This window comes from Agrococcus sp. ProA11 (assembly GCF_039880525.1).
GTDB lineage: Bacteria > Actinomycetota > Actinomycetes > Actinomycetales > Microbacteriaceae > Agrococcus > Agrococcus chionoecetis.
In genome coordinates, this window is sequence record NZ_CP156989.1 from 286,330 (window position 1) to 303,953 (window position 17,624).

Consider the following 17,624-nt stretch of genomic DNA (forward strand, 5'->3'; position numbering starts at 1 on the left):
GCTGCTCCCGTCCTTGGGGTGAAGGTGTGTGCGAAATGGTATAGCCCACTTGCTCCCGTGTCGAGCGCGGGCTGCCTGCGCGCCGCGAAGCCAGCGCGGTGCGCCAGACTCGAGACGATGACACTCCTCGAGCACGCCCCAGCGGACTGGGATCCGGATGCCGCCTTCGACGCCTTCGAGTCTTGGGCGCTGGAGCGCGGGCTGACGCTCTACCCGGCGCAGGAGGAGGCGCTGCTCGAGATCGTCACGGGCTCCAACGTGATCCTCTCGACGCCCACCGGCACCGGCAAGTCGCTCGTGGCGATGGGTGCGCACTTCGCCGCCATCGCGCAGGGGCAGCGCTCCTTCTACACCGCGCCCATCAAGGCGCTCGTGAGCGAGAAGTTCTTTGCCCTGGTCGAGGTCTTCGGCGCCGAGAATGTCGGCATGGTCACGGGCGACTCAGCCGTCAACGGCGATGCGCCGATCATCTGCTGCACCGCCGAGATCCTCGCGAACCTAGCGCTGCGCAACGGCGGGCAGACCGAGGTGGGGCAGGTGGTGATGGATGAGTTCCACTACTACGCCGATCCGCAGCGCGGCTGGGCCTGGCAGGTGCCGCTGCTGACGCTGCCGCACGTGCAGTTCATCCTCATGTCGGCGACCCTGGGCGACACGACCGCGATCGCCGACGACCTGAGCCGCCGCACGGGCCGCGAGACGGCATCCGTCACCGGCGTCGAGCGCCCGGTGCCGCTGTCGTACTCGTATGCCATGACGCCCGTGCACGAGACGGTCGAGGAGCTGCTCGCCACCAACCAGGCTCCCGTCTACATCGTGCACTTCGCCCAGGCGGCCGCGCTCGAGCGCGCGCAGGCACTCTCGTCGACGAAGATCATCACCCGCGAGCAGCGCGACCAGATCGCCGCCGCGATCGGCGAGTTCCGCTTCACCACCACGTTCGGCAAGACGCTGTCGCGGCTCGTGCGCTCCGGCATCGGCGTGCATCACGCGGGCATGCTCCCGAAGTACCGACGGCTCGTCGAGCAGCTCGCCCAGCAGGGCCTGCTGCGGGTCATCTGCGGCACCGACACGCTCGGCGTCGGCATCAACGTGCCCATCCGCACGGTGCTCATGACCGGCCTGACGAAGTTCGACGGGCAGCGGATGCGGCAGCTCACCGCCCGCGAATTCCACCAGATCGCCGGCCGAGCCGGCCGGGCCGGCTACGACACCGCCGGCACGGTCGTGGTGCAGGCGCCCGAGCACGAGGCAGAGAACGCCAAGATGCTCGCGAAGGCCGGCGACGACGCGAAACAGCGGCGCAAGCTCGTGCGGAAGAAGGCGCCCGAGGGCTTCGTCTCGTGGGGCAAGCCCTCGTTCGAGAAGCTCATCGAGGCCGAGCCGGAGCCGCTCACCTCCAGCATGCAGATCAGCCACTCGATGCTGCTGAACGTCATCGGGCGCGGCGGCGACGCCTTCAGCGAGGTGCGCGACCTGATCGAGTCGTCGCACGAGCCGTGGCGGTCGAAGCTCGCGCTCGAGCGGCGCGCGCTCGCGATCTACCGCACGCTCCGCACCGCGGGCGTGGTCGAGCAGCACGTCGACCCGACCAACCCCGACGGCCCGCCGCTCATCCGCCTGACGGTCGACCTGCAGCCGAACTTCGCGCTCAACCAGCCGCTCTCGCCCTTCGCGCTCGAGGTCATCGACGTGCTCGACCCCGCCGACCCGACCCATCCGCTCGACGTCATCTCGGTGATCGAGTCGACGCTCGACGACCCGCGCCCGATCCTGTCGCAGCAGCAGTTCCTCGCGCGCGGCGAGGCCGTCGCGGCGATGAAGGCAGAAGGCATCGAGTACGAGGAGCGGATGGAGCTGCTCGAGGAGGTCACGCACCCGAAGCCGCTGGAGGAGCTGCTGACCGAGGCGCTCGCGGTCTTCGCATCGTCGCAGCCGTGGGTGAGTGACTTCGCGCTGTCGCCGAAGTCGGTGGTGCGCGACATGTGGGAGCGGGCGATGACCTTCGCCGACTACACGCAGCACTATGGCCTGGCACGCAGCGAGGGGCTCGTGCTGCGCTACCTCTCGGACGCCTTCCGCGCGGTGCGGCAGACGGTGCCCGACGAGGCGAAGAGCGAGGATCTGCTCGACATCATCGAATGGCTCGGCGAGGTCGTGCGGCAGGTCGATTCAAGTCTGCTCGACGAGTGGGAGGAGCTCATGCATCCCACCGCACCCGGTGAGACGCCCATCGCGCCGCCGCCGCCGAGCGTGGTCGCGAACCCGCGGGCGTTCAGGACGCTGGTGCGAAACGAGCTGTTCCGGCGCGTGCAGCTCGCCGCGCTCGACAAACACGAGGAGCTCGGCGAGCTCGACCCGGGCTTCGGCTCGGCTGCCTGGGGCGACGCGCTCGACGCCTACTACGACGAGCACGAGACCATCGGCACCGGTGCCGACGCGCGCAGCTCGCGCATGCTCGTCATCGACGAGGGGCACACCGTCTGGGAGGCGCAGCAGATCCTCGCCGACCCGGCCGGCGACCACGACTGGCGCATCTGGGCGACGATCGACCTCGAGGCGTCAGCGGAGGCAGGCGTCGCGGTCGTGCAGGTCACCCGCGTCGGCCGCCTCTGATCCACCCGCCGCGCCTCGGCCGCTGCTCCGCCGCCGCTTCGCCGCCGCTTCGCCGCCGCTTCGCCGTCCGTCAACCGGCCCAGTGGTCTCGCGACGCAAATATCCTGGTGCCAGACCACCTGCCCGGTTGAACGCCGCGGAATGGCGCCGCCAGCCGTGCCGTTGCATTGGGCAACGCAACCGCGACCGCATCTACGAGACGATTGAAGGAGCACCTATGCCGCTGCAGGGCGAGTACGCACCCAGCACCTCCGAATGGGCACGCAAGCAGGCCGAGCAGTTCGAGGCGTCGAACGGCGCCGAGGCGAACACGATGCGCGGCATGCCGATCATCCTGCTCACCAGCGTCGGCGCGAAGAGCGGCAAGCTGCGCAAGACGGCGCTCATGCGCGTGGAGCACGAGGGCGACTACGCCGTCGTGGCCTCGATGGGCGGCGCCCCGAAGCATCCGGTCTGGTACTACAACCTGAAGGCGCACCCGCACGTCGAGCTGCAGGATCTCGGCGAACGCCACGACTACATCGCCCGCGAGGTCTCCGGCGCGGAGCGCGACGCATGGTGGGAGCGGTCGGTGGCTGCCTACCCGCCGTACGCCGATTACCAGGAGAGCACCGACCGGCTGATCCCCGTCTTCGTGCTGGAGCGCAAGCCCGACTGACGCGCCGCCCTCAACCGGTCGCTTGGTCTGGCAACCTGCATTTCGGCTTGCCAGGCCACCAGCCCGGTTGACGGACGGCGTGGGCGCGGGCGGCCAGCGGCGACGGCGTCGTCAGGCGGCGGGGGAGGGCTGGAACTCCGCAGCCAGCTCGGCGGCGAGCTCCGCGACGTCGGTCGAGCCGCTGAAGTCCTTCTCCGGCTGCGCGGCGCGATCGGCGTCCGAGACGAGCGCCTTGACGCGCTTCACGACCGTGCGCACGGGTGTCGCGCGCAGGGCGTGACCGACCGCGGCCAGCCACGTCTCGGCCGCCGCCTTCAGCGCCACGTAGTTCGCGTTGCCCGCGGTGGGGCGATCGAGACCCGTGGTCGAGATGATCGCGATGACGCCGGCCCCCGACCGGCCGATCGCTTCGGCGAACGCGCGCGTGGTGTTGCGCAGCGTGCCGACGACGCGCGCCTCGAGCCACGCCCAGTCCTCGTCGGTCTGGCCGGGCAGCCCGCCACCACCGCGCCAGCCGCCGACCAGATGCACGAGTCCGTCGAGTTCACCCACCTGCTCCGCGAGCGCCTCGACGGCGTCGAGGTCGGCGAGGTCGCACGCGAAGTGCTCGCTCGCGTCGACGAGCCCCAACCTGTCGGCGTCAGAGCCGACGGCGATGACGTGATGGCCCGCCTCAAGCAGGGCGGATGCAGTGGCGTGGCCGAGCGCGCTCGTGGCGCCAGCGATGAGGATGCGCATGTCGCCCAGTCTGCCGCGTCAGTCCTGCTGCTTCGCACCCTTGCGTGCGTCCTGCACGAGCTGCCGCAGCTCGGGCTCGGCCGGTACCGCGCCGCCGGCGTCGAGCTGCTGCTGCACGGCTTCCACCGCATCGTCCTCGCTGCCGTCCAGCGGAATGGTGAGCCCGCGCTTGAGGAGCTCGCCGTAATCAGGGGTCCATTGGATGCTCATGCCAGCACTATCGCAGATGACCCTGGAGGCTGACAGGGCGATGCACGGCCTGCCTCGAGCGGCGCAGGCATCCTGCTGCGCGCGCTGGCATCCATGCACCGAACTCACAGGAGATGGTCGCGGCAATCTCATTGACGTACCCCAACAGGCCTCCGTAGCGTTCACGCCACACCACGGCCCGGGCCGTCCGGACCGCGTCACCGAGAAGCGGAGGATTGCGATGTACTTCCACAAGCAGGAACTGCAGCACACGGCAACGCCCGAGAAGCCGGATGCCGTCTACGCCCGCAAGCTGCAGGAGGTGCTGGGTGGCCAATACGGCGAGATCAGCGTTGCCATGCAGTATCAGTTCCAGGCCTGGAACATGCACATGCCGGGCAAGTACCGCGACCTCGTCTTCGGCATCGGGGCCGAGGAGATGGGGCACGTCGAGATGCTCGCCGTGATGATCGCGCAGCTGCTCGAGAAGGCTCCGCTCGGCATCACCGACGAGGCCGTGCAGGCCGACCCGACCGTCGCCGCGGTCGTCGGCGGCACCGACATCCAGCAGGGGATCGTCGCGGGCGCGGGCGCTCGCCCGGTCGACTCGATGGGCAACCCCTGGCAGGGCAGCTACATCACCGCGAGCGGCAACCTGCTCGCCGATTTCACGGCGAACGCCAATGCCGAGATGCAGGGCCGAACTCAGGTTGCGCGGCTGTACCACATGACGGACGACCACGGCGTGCGCGATCTCCTCAAGTTCTTGCTTGCGCGCGACACCATGCACCAGAACCAGTGGATCGCCGCCGCGGCCGAGTTGCGCGAGGAGGGCCACGAGGACCTGCCGGTGCCGAGCAACTTCCCGCAGCGCAAGGAGCACACCGCAGTGTCGTACGAGTACATCAACTTCAGCGACGGCGCGGCCGCCAGCGAGGGCAGCTGGGCGAGCGGCCCGACGCCCGACGGCCATGGCGAGTTCTCGTATCGCGCCGAGCCGGAGGCAGGCGTGCCGATGCCGCCGCCGACGACGCCGGATGCGCGCTGGTACGGCACGACGCCGAAGTCGAACACCGCCGAGAAGCTCGCTGGCGAGGTGCAGGACAAGCTGCACAAGGAGTGAGGCCCGGCGACCCGGGGGAGGCGCCCGGCGCAGTCGCCTCCCTCGGGCCGTCCTGCCGCGTCAGGCGGTGATGCCCTCGGTCGAGGCGATGACGTCGCGCATCTTCTTCTCGAACGCCTCGTAGAACATCGACAGCGGGAACTCGTCGTCCATGACCAGGTCGGTCAGCTGGCGGGGCGCGCCATCGAGCGGCAGCTCGCCCGCCTTCCACTTGGATGCCGGGTGCGGCTCCACGACCGACGAGACCAGCTCGTACGCGGCCAGCCAGTGCGCGACCTTCGGGCGGTCGATCGACCTCCAGTAGAGCTGCTCGATCGCCTCGCCGAGCTTGTTCACCACGTCCGGCACCTCGTCCCAGTCGAAGGCGAGCTGCGTGTCGGTCCAGTGCAGCACGCGGTGCTGGTGCAGCCACGCGAAGAGCAGCTGGCCGCCGAGGCCGTCGTAGTTGCGGGTGCGCGAGCCCGTGATCGCGAAGCGGAAGATGCGGTCGAAGATCACGGCGTACTGCACGCGCTTCGCGTGCTTCGCGAGCTCGCGGTCGGCATCCGTCGCCTGGTCGTCGGCGGCGATGCGGCGCTCGATCGCGACCGACTCGCGGAAGGCGGTGAGGTCGCAGCGCAGCTCCTCGAGCGAGTAAAGGAAGAACGGCATGCGCTGCTTGATCATGAACGGGTCGAACGGCAGGTCGCCGCGCATGTGGGTGCGGTCGTGGATGAGGTCCCACATGACGAAGGTCTCCTCCGTCAGCCGCTGGTCGTGCAGCAGCTCGGCCGCATCCGCCGGCAGCTGCAGCTTGGTGACATCGCACGCGGCATCGACCACGCGGCGGAAGCGGGCCGCCTCCCGATCCTGGAAGATCGCTCCCCAGGTGAACGAGGGGATCTCGCGCATCGCCACGGTCTCGGGGAAGAGCACGGCCGAGTTGGTGTCGTAGCCGGCCGTGAAGTCGATGAAGCGCAGCGGCACGAAGAGCTTGTTGGAGTAGTCGCCGGCCTCGAGATCGGCGATGAACTCGGGCCAGATGACCTCCACCAGCACGGCCTCAACGAGGCGCTTCGTGGAGCCGTTCTGCGTGTACATCGGGAAGACGACCAGGTGCGCCAGCCCGTCGACTCGGTGCTGCTGCGGCTGGAACTGCATGAGCGAGTCGAAGAAGTCGGGCTCGCCGAAGCCCTCGGCCTCCCAGCGCTCGAAGTCGTTCGCCGCCTGCGCGAGGTAGGCGGCATCGTGGGGGAACTCGGGGGCGATGTCGCGGATGCCCTGGGCGAGCTCGGCGACGTGCGTGCGGGCCGCGTCGTGGTCGGCCGGATCCTCGATGGCACCGTTCTTCGACTGCATCGGCTGCAGTGCGGTGGCGGCCGCCTTGATCTGGAGCCATGCGGCGTGCTGACGCAGGTCTGCGGCAGTGGTCTGGGTCATCGTCACGGGAGCCTCCTGGTGAGGTTCGAGGGCCAAGGAGATCGAGGCGAGGACGCTCGATCGGTGCGTGTTTCCAGCGTAAGGGGCGACTCACGCGCGTATCTTGCGCCCAGCCTCGCCTTTCCTGCCAGTTCTGAGCGTGGCGACGGACGTCGCCGTCGCCCGCAACGGAATTGCGCGAGCACGCCTTGCGCTCGCCGGGGCGCGCGCAAGCAGCGCGAGAGGATGCGGCGAGCAAAGCCGGGGTGGTGCCCGCGGCACGACAGGCATACGCTCAGCCATTGGAGCAATCGTGCAGGAGTCTGAACCCAGCCGGATGAATGCGGTGCTCGCCACCGCAGTGCCGGTCGCGGTCACCGTGGTGCTGCACGCCTCCATCAGCACGGCGCTGATCGCGGCGACGAAGCCCGACGTGCCGGATCTGGTTCCCTACTGGTTCCTGACGGTGCTCGGACCCTCCAGCGCCTGGGCGCTGCTCGTGCTCGCTCGCGCGATCGTGTGGCGGCAGGCCTCCGCGTTCTGGCTCGGAGCCTCGGCCGGCGTCATCGCCGTGCTCTCGTTCCTGTTCTCGTTCTTCCTCGTCGTCACACCCGCCTACCTGCGCGGCGTGCCTTCGGCGCTGCTCTACTCCTCCTGGTTGCTGCTCGCCTGCGCGATGGCGATGGCAATCCTGCTGATCGCGCTCGGACGGCAGGTGGATCGCCCCATCGACGCCGACGAGACGGCGTCGGAGCCGGCATCGACAGTCGGCGAGGAACCGCGGCGGTCCAGCCGGATCTGAGCTAGATCAGCGACTGCGCGACGAAGAAGCCGATCCAGCAGCCGGCGGCCGCAGCCAGCGGCCCCGCGATCGCCCAACGCTGCTTCGTGGCGGCGGCCGCGGCACCGATCGCATTGCCGACAATGGTGCTCGCGAGCAGCGTGATCCAGTACGTCAGCCGCGCCAGCCCGTCGTCCGAGCCCGCGGCCTCTGCCGCGCGCGCGAGACCCGCATCGCCGATGGGAGCCGCCAGCAGCACCAGCACCAGGTTGCCGAAGATGAGCACCCACGTGGCCAGCCGCCAGCGATCCGCGGCGGTCCACTCCCGCTGCGGCTCGAGCTCCTCCCACTCCTCGCCGGTCATGATGCCGCCATCAGAAGATCATCGGCCGGTCGTCGTCGAGCTCGGTCTCGAGGTCGAGATCGACGACCACGGGCACGTGGTCGCTCGGGGCGTCCCCGGTGCGCTCGTCGCGGTGGATGGATGCTCGCCCGACGAGGTCGGCGAACTCAGGGCTGCCCAGCACGAAGTCGATGCGCATGCCCTCGTTCTTGTTCCAGCGGCCCGCCTTGTAGTCCCAGTAGGTGTAGCCCGGGGCGCGGTCGCGCACGACATCGACGAGTCCGGCGTCGAGCAGCGACTGGAAGGCATCGCGCTCGGGCTGCGACACGTGCGTGCTGCCCTCGAAGACGTCGATGTCCCACACGTCGGTGTCGAGCGGCGCGATGTTGAAGTCGCCCATCAGCGCGAACGGTCGACCGCGCCAGCCGCCGGAGAGATCCGTGAGCGCACGCAGCCACTCGAGCTTGTAGTCGTAGTGCGCATGCGCGAGCTCGCGCCCGTTCGGCACGTAGAGGCTCCACATCCGCACGCCCTCGACGGTGGCGGCCATCGCGCGCGCCTCCACCACCGGGTCGCCGGCGTTGGCGTAGCCGGGCTGCCCGGTGAAGTCGCGCTCGACCTCCGTCATCGGCAGCCTGGATGCGATGGCGACGCCGTTCCACTGGTTCAGGCCGTGCGCCTGCACCTCATATCCCGCCGCCTCGAACGCGGCATAGGGGAACTGCTCGGTCTTGCACTTGATCTCCTGCATGGCGAGCACGTCGACGTCGCTGCGCTCGAGCCAGTCGACGATGCGAGCCGCTCGGGCGCGAACGGAGTTGACGTTCCAGGTGGCGATGCGCATGCATCGAGCCTACGGCTCCCGCCGCGGCCGCCCGGCCGGGTGGCCGCGGCGGGCGGCCGACTGGCCGCTTCGCAGCGTGCCAGCCACGGGGTCGATGAGCGGGGTGCAAGATAGGACGATGGGCATTGCGCGCGAACGCTACCTCCAGGCTCTCGACCTCTTCTCGGCCGAGGCTCGAACCGCCGCCGACCGGCTGGGCCTGCCGACGTCGTGCAGCGAATGGTCGATCGCCGACGTCATCCGGCACGTCACCGGCGTGCAGGCCGACCACGCCGGCGCCGCCCTGCTCGGGCGCGAGCGTGCGGCGCACGAGACGGTCACCGATCACCAGTCGGTGATGGCGGCATCCACCGATTGGGATTCGGTCGAGGCATGGGAGGAGCTCGCGGCACAGCTGCGCACCGCCGCGCACGACGCCGCGGAGGAGGCGTTCGACTCGCTGCCGCTCGCCACCCTCGACATGGCGCTGCATGCCTGGGACATCCGGTGGGGCGCCGTGCGGATCGGCCTGGCCGCCAACCTCGAGTTCCCGGTCGAGCTGCTCGCGTGGATGGAGCACTACCGGGAGCGCGCCGACGAGTCCGCGATTCGCCGCCCGGGCATCTTCGAACCCGCGATCGAGCCGCCTGCCGACGCGACCCCGTCCGAACGGTTCGCCGCCTGGACCGGACGGCAGCCGCGCGTCAGCTTCGTGCCGATGCGTGAGCACCCCGCCACGCCGTCGTCGGCGGCAGCGGCATCCGCGATGCCGACGGCGTCGGGCGCAGCCTGAGGCCGGCGGCTCCCGCCGGCACGCGTGCCGTCGCACGCAAAGTACCCTGGAGCCGTGACCGCGCGCGACCAGCTGATCCAGCTCATCCGTGATGAAGCCGTCTTCCACGGCGACTTCGTCCTCACCAGCGGCAAGCCGGCGACCTACTACGTCGATCTGCGGAAGCTCTCGCTCGACCACCGCGCCGCACCGCTGATCGGCGACGTGCTGCTCGACCTGATCGCCGACATCCCGGATGTCGCGGCGGTCGGCGGCCTCACGATGGGCGCGGACCCGCTCGCCACCGCCGTGCTGCACCGTGGCCTCGCGCGCGGCCTCGCGGTCGACGCATTCGTGGTGCGCAAGGAGCCCAAGGATCACGGCCGCGGCCGCCAGGTCGAGGGGCCAGAGCTCGCGGGCAAGCGGGTCGTCGTGCTGGAGGACACCTCCACCACCGGCGGCAGCCCGATCGCGGCGATCGAGGCGCTGCGCAAGGTCGGCGCCGAGGTGGTGGCAGTCGCCGTGATCGTCGATCGGGCAACCGGGGCGCAGGCGGCGATCGAAGCGGCGGGCGTCGAGTATCGCGCGGCGATCACGCTCGACGACCTCGGCCTCGCCCCCCAGTAGAGCGTCGTCGGTCGCGGAGCGGGCGGCGCAGGTGGCGCGGCAGCCCCGTCGGTCGAGGAGCGCGCGGCGCAGCCGCACGCGTCACGAGACCCCGCGGCGACTGCCACACTGATATCTGACAGGCGGCGGATGCAGGAGGTGCCATGGGCGGCGTGCTGATCGGTTTCGCCATCATCGGCTTCGTCATCCTGGTCGGCTGGCTGCTCGCCCGCCTCGGCATCGTGTCGCAGGAGGGCCGCCTGGTCCTCAACCGCACGTCGTTCTTCGCGGCCAGTCCGGCGCTGCTGTTCACCGTCCTGGCGCAGGCCGACGTCGGTCTGCTCTTCTCCGGCGTGCTGGCCGTCGCGCTCGTCTCGTTCGTCGCGGTCGCGCTGCTCTACGCCGTGGTGGCGCGCATCTGGCTCACGAAGGACCCGAGCCGGATCGCCCTCGCCGCGACCGCATCCGGCTACAGCAACGTCAACAACATCGGCCTGCCCGTGGCGATCTACGTCATCGGCGACGCGAGCTTCATCGGCCCCATGCTGCTGCTGCAGCTGCTGCTGCTCGCGCCCGTGCTGCTCGCCACCCTCGACATCCTCACCGCCGGCCGCGCATCCTTCGTCGGCATCGTCACTCAGCCGCTGCGCAACCCCATGCTCATCGGCGCCACGCTCGGAGCGGTGGTGGCGGCGCTCGACATCGAACTGCCCGCGCCCGTGCTCGCGCCGCTCGAGATCCTGGGCGGCGCCGCCGTGCCGCTCATGCTGCTGGCCTTCGGCATCTCGCTCGCCGGCGAGCGCCCGCTGCAGCCCGGTAGCGGCCGCCGCGAGGTCTGGCTGGCGGTGGCGCTCAAGAACGTCGTCATGCCCGTCGCGGCGCTGCTGCTGGCCAAGTTCGTCTTCGCGATGGATGCGCAGCTGGTCTACGCCTGCACCGTGATGGCGGCGCTCCCGAGCGCGCAGAACATGTATCAGTACGCGCTGCGCTACGACCGCGCGACCGTGATCACCCGCGACATCGTGCTGCTGACGACGCTGCTGTCGCTGCCGGTCATGCTCGTCATCGCCTGGGTGCTGCAGCCGGGGTAGCGGGGCCGCTTCCGTGCCGCGCACGGCGTACCGTGGAGGCATGCGCTGGACTCCGCGCCTCTTCCGGCGCCCGCCGCTCATCGTCAGCGGCGATCGCTTCACGGCCTGGCTCGGACTCCTGACCGGATGGGTTGCTGTGGGCTTCGGAGCCGTCGCCGCATCCCGTGCCGCCGGCCTGCTCATCTCGTTCGACGACGGCGCGTGCGGCGCGAACTCGGCGCGCATCTGCCAGGTGGCGGGCTGGGGCGGGCTCATGCTGGGCCTCGTCGCGCTCGTCGGCGGCACCGCGATGTGGATCCTGATGGCGCGAGGCTTCGGGCCTCCTGTCACCTGGTGGGTGCTGCCGATCGTGCTCGCCGCACTCGCCTTCGCTCCGTTCAACGCCGCGGACGGGGCGGCCATCGGGTTCGGCTGGCTGCTGCTGGCGCTGGTCGCGGGCGCGCTCGCGATCACGCTCGCGGTGCTCGCCGCCGGTCGCGGCACAGCGGCGCGGACCGGCTGGATCCGGCTCGACGGGCTCGATGCCCGCGAAGTCGCCCATCGGCCGATCGATCGGATCGTCATCCCGGGCGCAGCGGTCGCCGCCGCGATCGCTGGCGGCGCCTTCGGCGGTCACGTCGTCCGCCTGCTCGCCGAGGGCTGACCGGCGCGACCGCGCGCATCCGCCGCCTACACGTCGGTGTGCGGCTCGTCGAGCTCGGATTCGACCGGCTTCTCCTTCACCAACTGGTGCACGCCGTCGAGCATCTCGTCGGGCCGGAACGGATAGGTCTCCAGCACCGAGGGATCCGAGATGCCGGTCATGACCAGCACCGTGTGCAGGCCCGCCTCCATGCCGGCGATGATGTCGGTGTCCATGCGGTCGCCGATCATGCCGGTGTTCTCGCTGTGCGCACCGATCTTGTTCAGCGCAGACCGGAACATCATCGGGTTCGGCTTGCCGACGATGTAGGGCACGCGGCCGGTGGCCTTCGTGATGAGCGCGTTGATGGCACCGGTCGCCGGCAGGATCCCGTCGGTGCTGGGCCCGGTCGCATCGGGGTTGGTGGAGATGAAGCGGGCGCCGCCGGCGATGAGCCGAATCGCCTTCGTGATCGCCTCGAAGGAGTAGGAGCGCGTCTCGCCGATCACCACGAAATCCGGCTTGCTGTCGGTCATCGTGAAGCCGATCTCGTGCAGCGCGGTGATGATGCCCGCTTCGCCGATCACGTACGCGGAGCCGCCAGGCATCTGATCCTTGAGGAAGTCGGCGGTGGCGAGCGCACTCGTCCAGATGCGCTCCTCCGGCACGATGAGGCCGGATGCGCGCAGACGCGCGGCGAGATCCCGGGGCGTGTAGATCGAGTTGTTGGTGAGCACCAAGAATTCGGTGCCCTCGTCCTGCCACTGCTGCAGCAGCTCCTTCGCGCCCGGCAGCGGGTGCTCCTCGTGGACGAGCACGCCGTCCATGTCGGTGAGCCAGCTTTCGATGTCGGCGCGCGTTCGGGGAATGGTCATGGGGCCAGGGTACGCGGGGCATGTTTCAGGCGCGATACGGGCGACCATCGGCCGTCTTGAGCAAATCTCAAGCAAAATTGAGGAAACCTCTAGACGAACAATGTTTCGGGTCATTCAGTTTTGAATCACTTTCGAGTTCCTGAGCGCGCGCTGGGGGCTACAGCCCGCCATCCTGAGGTTCGCTCAATAGGTTCGGTGACGAAGCGACACGCCCCTCAGGGCACGCATCGTTCGCCCGCTCGGGCAGACGCAGTCGCTCGGCTCTCACTGCTCCAGGGATGGATCCTCCATGTTCACGCGCACATTCGCACGCCGACGCTCGCTGAGCGCGTCGATCGGTGCGCTCGTGCTGGCCGTGTCCATCGGGCTGCCGCTCACGCCCGTGGTCGATGCCGCAGCCGCAGCCGCCGCCGCGCCGGTCGGAGCCGCACACGTCGGCGGCGCATCGCAGACGGCAGCGCCCACGCCCGCCCCGACGCCGACACCCACGCCGACCGCGACACCGACGCCGACCGCGGCGCCCACGCCGATCGCGACGCCTGCGCCGACCGCGACGCCGACGAGTCCCACCCCCGCGCCGTCCCCGACGCCTGCGCCGGTGCCCACGCCCGCTCCGCCGGCTGCACCTACGCCGACCGCCACGCCCGCGCCGACCGCGACGGCTGCGCCTGCACCCACCGCGACGCCCACGCCCACGCCCACTGCGGCGACCCGCGACACCGCACCGACGGTCGGCACGATGGCCGTGAATGCCGCCGAGCCCCAGGTCGAGCCGCCATACCTGTTCTGGCGCGTCTCACCCGCACAATCGGGCGCCACGTTCGAGATCGAGCGGCGCACGGTCACGCGAAGCTGGTGGTTCGGCTACTACTGGGAGGCGTCGAGCTGGACCGGCACGACGACCATCACCGACTGCGTCGCCGTCGGGCAGTGCACGTCCACCGGTGACCTCGATCCCGACCCCGGCGAGTTCCAGATCACGCACGCGGGTCCGTCCCACCGCATCCCGCAGGACACCAGCAGCATCCGCTACGAGTACCAGGTGCGCCCCGCACAGGCGCCTGCGGGAACGTTCTGGGAGTCGACCGAGTGGCGACTCTCGGACCGGTCGAACCGCCCCAACGGCATCGGTGACGTCGGCGTGTTCTCGACCGGGGCCAACGCCGCCGCGGTCTGCACCGGTGGCACCTTCTACTCGCTCTCGACCAACGGTGTCGTCAATCAGGTCGGCGGCTCCAGCGCCGCAGTCACCCGGTTCGGGCAGTTCACGGGGATCGCCGACAGCAACGCCCAGATGAACGCGCTCGGCATCGCACTCGGCGGCACGGCGATCTACGCCGTGGAGCGACCGAGCGGCAGCGCCAGCTCCATCGCAGCAGTGCACCGATACACCGCGACCGCCGGCTGGCAGCGCATCCCCTACACCGGCACCGCCGTCAACACCGGCGCTGTCCTCGGCGCGGTGAACCTGGCCGACGGGCGCTACTACTTCGGCGGGTACACGACATCCGGCAGCTCGACGACGTTCCGCCTCTTCGCGTTCGATCCCGCGACCTCCTCGGTCACGTCGCGCGGCAGCTTCACGACGGCGATGAGCGGCACCAGCAACGGCGATATGGCCTTCGACCTGCAGGGCAACCTCTTCGTCGTGCAGAGCTTCGACAGCGGCACCTCGCGGATCTACACCGTGTCGGCAGCCGCGCTCGCCGCGGGCGGCACGATGCCCTTCACCGCCTCGCCGCAGTTCGCAGGCATGGCCCGCACGAACGGCATGGCGTTCGAAGGCGACGGGTCGATCTACCTCGGCAGCTCCGACACGGTGCGCATCTACGACCCGTCGACCAACTCGCTGCGCTCAGGATCGATCACCACCGCGCTGTCGGGCAGCGGTGACCTCGCGAGCTGCCTCGCGCCGGCGACGCTCACCGTCCGCAAGAACGTGGTCGGCCGCGTCGCGGCCAGCGACCAGTTCACGCTCTCGGCGCTGCGCGGCTCGCTCGCGCTCGGCAGCGTGACGACGAGCGGCACTGCCGACGGCATGCAGCCGACGCAGCTCGGGCCGCTCACAGCGCTCGCCGGCCAGACCTACACGATCCAGGAGACGATCTCCGCCAACGCGGGTAGCTACACCTCGAGCTACACGTGCGTCGACTCCACGGGCGCGACCATCGCATCCGGCTCCGCCCGATCGGGCTCCGTCACCATCCCGGATCGCAGCGGCGCGAGCGTCGTGTGCACATTCCGCAACGCACCGCTCGTCTCGAGCGTCGTGGTGCGCAAGGTGGTGCAGGGCACGGATGGCACGGGTGAGGATCCGGGGGTCGGCTGGAGCGTCACCGCAGATGCCCGAGCGACCAGCGGTTCGGTGACGTCGGTACCCGGCGCAGCGACGCAGACGACCGACGCCGCTGGCGAGGCGAGCTGGCTGCTGCGCTTCGGCAGCACGACCTCCGTGGCGAGCATCGCGGTCTCCGAGACCCAGCAGGCAGGCCACGCATTCGTCCAGGGGTCGTGCATCGTCACGACGATCGCCGGAGCGACCTCTGAGATCGCGCTCCCGAACGCGCAGGGCACGACGCTCACCGGCATCGCCCCCGGCTCGAGCGTGGACTGCACGATCGTGAACCGGGTGCTGCCGACCACCCTCACGCTGGCGAAGAGCGTTGCCTTCGGCAGCGCTGACCCGACGTCGTGGCGGCTGCTCGCGACCGGTCCGCAGGGCGCCCGCCCCGGGCCCGCGGGCGCATCGTTGACGACCGCGGAGATCACGCCGGGCGTCGCCTATCGTCTGACGGAGAGCGGCGGACCCGCAACCTACGTGCAGACGGGCAGCTGGGTGTGCACGGACGAGCTCGGCGCCACCGTCGCCGTCAGCTCGGCGGCCGACGTGACCGTGACCCGGACGGGCGCGCGGGTGACGTGCACCGTGACGAACCAGACCGCGATGCTCACGCTGCTCAAGGTGGTCGTGAACGACAACGGCGGCACCATCGAGGCCGACGGGTTCGATCTCACCGCGACCCCCTCGCCGTTCACCGGCCTGACCGCCACCACCGTCGAGGGTGCGAGCACCGTCCTGCGCGCCAACACGTTCGAGGTGCGTCCCGGTCACGCCTACGCGCTGAGCGAGGACATGGGCGACTACGCCTACCTCGGCCAGTCGATCCAGCGCTACACCGGGCCGTCGACCGCCTCGGCATCCGAGCTGGCAGCAGACGCCAACTGGCAGACGCTCACTGCGGCACAGGCGGCTGCGGTCACTGTGCCCGCGGGGCAGCGCGCCATCTACCGCTTCGTGAACGACGACGCACCCGCACTGTCCCTTCCGCTCACCGGCGGCATCGGCGCCGACACCTACCTCTTCGGTGGCGCCGGTCTCCTCCTGCTCGGGCTGCTCGTCGCCGCATTCCCCCTCCTCCGCACGAGGCTCGGCCCCAGCCGCACGCTTCCCTCCATGCACATCCCCAGACCCCAGAACACCAATCCCTCTGCATTCATCCAGAAAGGAAGTGCCGTCATGGCATCCACCAAGAAGAGCCTGACCGCTCGCATCGTCGCCGGCTTCGGCGCCGCCGCGATCGCGACGTTCGCCGTGCTCGGCGGAGCGCTCCCCGCGTCCGCAGCACCCGACAACATCAAGATTGACGAGCTCGGCTCGATCACCGTGCACAAGTTCGTCGAGCCCGCGGTCGCGACCGGTCTCGCGAACGACGGCAGTGTCGTCGACACCACGGGACTCACAGCGCTCGAGGGCGTCGAGTTCACGGTTGAGCGCGTGACCAACATCGACCTCTCCACGACCGCCGGCTGGATGGCAGCGGAGGCACTGACGCCCGCGACCACCACCGCCGCGAACCTCGCGCTCGTCGGCGCGGTTGAGACGAACGCAGCTGGCGTCGCCGAGTTCGAAGACCTGCCGATCGGCGTCTACCTCGTCACCGAGACCGCGACCGGCCCGAACCAGATCGCTGTCAAGGCGGCGCCGTTCCTCGTCAGCGTGCCGCTGCCGCTGAACAACACGTGGCTGTACGACGTCAACGTCTACCCGAAGAACTCGATCACCTCGATCGACAAGACCGTCGACGACAGCAGCGCCTACGGCTTGGGCGACGAGGTCTCCTGGACCATCACGGCCGATGTGCCGGAGGTGGCCACCGCCGCCGACCTTGCGTCGTTCGTCATCTCCGACTCGCTCGACGCACGCCTTGGCTACGTCAGCGCAACGGTCACCGGCACCGGGGTCACGCTCGTGCCCGCTGACTACACGCTGGTGCAGGACGGCCAGGACGTGACCGTCACGTTCACCCCGGCGGGTCTCGCGAAGCTCGCAGCCGCGAACGCAGCATCGATCACGGTCGAGATCGTCACCACGGTGGACGAGATCGTCACGGCCGTCGACGGCCTCGAGAGCGGCATCATCAACAACACGGCGAACCTGGCGGTCAACGGCGGCAGCTTCGACTCCTCGGTCGTGAGCACCGAGTGGGGCACCATCGCCATCCTCAAGTACGAGGCTCGCGAGGACAGCGACGACATGACCGGCGTGCTGCAGGGCGCAGAGTTCCAGGTGTTCGCCTCCGAGGCGGAGGCGCTCGCGCTCACCAACCCGATCGAGGTCGACGGCGAGGACACCTTCACCTCCGGAGAGAACGGCATCGCCTTCGTGCCCGGCCTCCGCGCCGACGTGGAGTACTGGATCGTCGAGATCAAGGCGCCGGTCGGCTACGAGGTCTCGCCCACGCCCATCCCCGCCTACACGGTCACCGCGGGTGACGTCGAGGCGACGACGGTCGACGTCCGGGTGGCGAACTCGCAGGTGCCGGCCTACGCGCTCCCCGTCACCGGTGGCAGCGGCCAGGCCGCGTTCATGATCGGTGGCGCGGGCCTCCTCCTCGGCGCGCTGGGCTTCATGCTCATCCGCCGCCGCAAGGCTCAGGCAGACACCTAAGCCGCATTGACCGCCCCGCGGCAGAGGCTCATCCCTCCTCT

The 17,624-nt window shown here is 69.9% G+C and carries 16 protein-coding genes; 9 read left to right on the forward strand and 7 right to left on the reverse strand.

The features are described from left to right. The first annotated feature begins 117 nt into the window (after positions 1-117). Entirely contained in the window at positions 118-2,616 is a 2,499-nt protein-coding gene (locus ABG090_RS01345; protein ID WP_347755716.1) for a DUF3516 domain-containing protein, read from the forward strand. A 217-nt stretch (positions 2,617-2,833) separates the two neighbouring features. Next, the gene (locus ABG090_RS01350) at positions 2,834-3,274 is read left to right on the forward strand and encodes a nitroreductase family deazaflavin-dependent oxidoreductase (protein WP_347755718.1); all 441 of its coding nucleotides are present in this window, start codon (positions 2,834-2,836) and stop codon (positions 3,272-3,274) included. A gap of 111 nt (positions 3,275-3,385) precedes the next feature. On the opposite strand, the gene ABG090_RS01355 is transcribed toward ABG090_RS01350, so the two are convergent. Continuing rightward, positions 3,386-4,012 carry an SDR family NAD(P)-dependent oxidoreductase gene (locus tag ABG090_RS01355; protein ID WP_347755719.1) on the reverse strand — a complete coding sequence of 209 codons (627 nt, stop codon included), beginning with the start codon at positions 4,010-4,012 and terminating at the stop codon, positions 3,386-3,388. Positions 4,013-4,030: 18 nt separating this feature from the next. Further along, complete coding sequence (locus ABG090_RS01360) at positions 4,031-4,222, reverse strand: hypothetical protein (protein ID WP_347755721.1); 192 nt, start codon at positions 4,220-4,222, stop codon at positions 4,031-4,033. Between the two features lie 220 nt (positions 4,223-4,442). On the opposite strand from ABG090_RS01360, the gene ABG090_RS01365 reads away from it, so the two are divergent. Beyond that, positions 4,443-5,324: a manganese catalase family protein gene (locus ABG090_RS01365; RefSeq protein ID WP_347755723.1), complete on the forward strand. Its 882-nt coding sequence runs from the start codon at positions 4,443-4,445 to the stop codon at positions 5,322-5,324. A gap of 60 nt (positions 5,325-5,384) precedes the next feature. On the opposite strand, the gene ABG090_RS01370 is transcribed toward ABG090_RS01365, so the two are convergent. Beyond that, entirely contained in the window at positions 5,385-6,743 is a 1,359-nt protein-coding gene (locus ABG090_RS01370) for a DUF6421 family protein (protein WP_347757647.1), read from the reverse strand. A 292-nt stretch (positions 6,744-7,035) separates the two neighbouring features. Here ABG090_RS01370 and ABG090_RS01375 point away from each other — a divergent pair, with 292 nt between their 5' ends. Then, entirely contained in the window at positions 7,036-7,524 is a 489-nt protein-coding gene (locus ABG090_RS01375; protein ID WP_347755725.1) for a hypothetical protein, read from the forward strand. Position 7,525: 1 nt separating this feature from the next. On the opposite strand, the gene ABG090_RS01380 is transcribed toward ABG090_RS01375, so the two are convergent. Both ABG090_RS01380 and ABG090_RS01385 read right to left on the reverse strand, forming a co-directional pair. Beyond that, positions 7,526-7,867 (reverse strand): hypothetical protein, encoded by a 342-nt coding sequence (locus tag ABG090_RS01380; protein WP_347755726.1) that lies wholly within the window; start codon positions 7,865-7,867, stop codon positions 7,526-7,528. Between the two features lie 10 nt (positions 7,868-7,877). Further along, complete coding sequence (locus ABG090_RS01385) at positions 7,878-8,690, reverse strand: exodeoxyribonuclease III (protein WP_347755728.1); 813 nt, start codon at positions 8,688-8,690, stop codon at positions 7,878-7,880. Between the two features lie 118 nt (positions 8,691-8,808). Here ABG090_RS01385 and ABG090_RS01390 point away from each other — a divergent pair, with 118 nt between their 5' ends. The 4 genes from ABG090_RS01390 to ABG090_RS01405 all read left to right on the forward strand — a co-directional run bounded on the left by ABG090_RS01390 (position 8,809) and on the right by ABG090_RS01405 (position 11,781). Beyond that, positions 8,809-9,462 carry a hypothetical protein gene (locus ABG090_RS01390; RefSeq protein WP_347755729.1) on the forward strand — a complete coding sequence of 218 codons (654 nt, stop codon included), beginning with the start codon at positions 8,809-8,811 and terminating at the stop codon, positions 9,460-9,462. 54 nt (positions 9,463-9,516) lie between these two features. Next, a complete protein-coding gene (gene pyrE / locus ABG090_RS01395) occupies positions 9,517-10,068 on the forward strand; it encodes an orotate phosphoribosyltransferase (protein WP_347755731.1) in 552 nt (183 codons plus the stop codon). A gap of 143 nt (positions 10,069-10,211) precedes the next feature. Next, the gene (locus ABG090_RS01400; protein WP_347755733.1) at positions 10,212-11,138 is read left to right on the forward strand and encodes an AEC family transporter; all 927 of its coding nucleotides are present in this window, start codon (positions 10,212-10,214) and stop codon (positions 11,136-11,138) included. Between the two features lie 40 nt (positions 11,139-11,178). Further along, a complete protein-coding gene (locus ABG090_RS01405; protein WP_347755735.1) occupies positions 11,179-11,781 on the forward strand; it encodes a hypothetical protein in 603 nt (200 codons plus the stop codon). Positions 11,782-11,807: 26 nt separating this feature from the next. Here ABG090_RS01405 and ABG090_RS01410 read toward each other — a convergent pair whose 3' ends face one another. Continuing rightward, entirely contained in the window at positions 11,808-12,635 is an 828-nt protein-coding gene (locus tag ABG090_RS01410; RefSeq protein ID WP_347755737.1) for an HAD-IIA family hydrolase, read from the reverse strand. 264 nt (positions 12,636-12,899) lie between these two features. After that, entirely contained in the window at positions 12,900-13,373 is a 474-nt protein-coding gene (locus ABG090_RS01415; RefSeq protein ID WP_347755738.1) for a hypothetical protein, read from the reverse strand. Between the two features lies 1 nt (position 13,374). On the opposite strand from ABG090_RS01415, the gene ABG090_RS01420 reads away from it, so the two are divergent. Then, positions 13,375-17,583 (forward strand): SpaH/EbpB family LPXTG-anchored major pilin, encoded by a 4,209-nt coding sequence (locus tag ABG090_RS01420; RefSeq protein ID WP_347755740.1) that lies wholly within the window; start codon positions 13,375-13,377, stop codon positions 17,581-17,583. Positions 17,584-17,624 lie beyond the last annotated feature (41 nt).

Coding starts and splice junctions, on each gene's coding strand:
- ABG090_RS01370 (WP_347757647.1), bottom strand. CDS start 6,743: ATGACCCAGACCACTGCCGCAGACCTGCGTCAGCACGCCGCATGGCTC.
- ABG090_RS01385 (WP_347755728.1), bottom strand. CDS start 8,690: ATGCGCATCGCCACCTGGAACGTCAACTCCGTTCGCGCCCGAGCGGCT.
- ABG090_RS01420 (WP_347755740.1), top strand. CDS start 13,375: ATGGCCGTGAATGCCGCCGAGCCCCAGGTCGAGCCGCCATACCTGTTC.
- ABG090_RS01390 (WP_347755729.1), top strand. CDS start 8,809: ATGGGCATTGCGCGCGAACGCTACCTCCAGGCTCTCGACCTCTTCTCG.
- ABG090_RS01365 (WP_347755723.1), top strand. CDS start 4,443: ATGTACTTCCACAAGCAGGAACTGCAGCACACGGCAACGCCCGAGAAG.
- ABG090_RS01380 (WP_347755726.1), bottom strand. CDS start 7,867: ATGACCGGCGAGGAGTGGGAGGAGCTCGAGCCGCAGCGGGAGTGGACC.
- ABG090_RS01350 (WP_347755718.1), top strand. CDS start 2,834: ATGCCGCTGCAGGGCGAGTACGCACCCAGCACCTCCGAATGGGCACGC.
- ABG090_RS01360 (WP_347755721.1), bottom strand. CDS start 4,222: ATGAGCATCCAATGGACCCCTGATTACGGCGAGCTCCTCAAGCGCGGG.
- ABG090_RS01355 (WP_347755719.1), bottom strand. CDS start 4,012: ATGCGCATCCTCATCGCTGGCGCCACGAGCGCGCTCGGCCACGCCACT.
- ABG090_RS01405 (WP_347755735.1), top strand. CDS start 11,179: ATGCGCTGGACTCCGCGCCTCTTCCGGCGCCCGCCGCTCATCGTCAGC.
- ABG090_RS01410 (WP_347755737.1), bottom strand. CDS start 12,635: ATGACCATTCCCCGAACGCGCGCCGACATCGAAAGCTGGCTCACCGAC.
- ABG090_RS01400 (WP_347755733.1), top strand. CDS start 10,212: ATGGGCGGCGTGCTGATCGGTTTCGCCATCATCGGCTTCGTCATCCTG.
- ABG090_RS01345 (WP_347755716.1), top strand. CDS start 118: ATGACACTCCTCGAGCACGCCCCAGCGGACTGGGATCCGGATGCCGCC.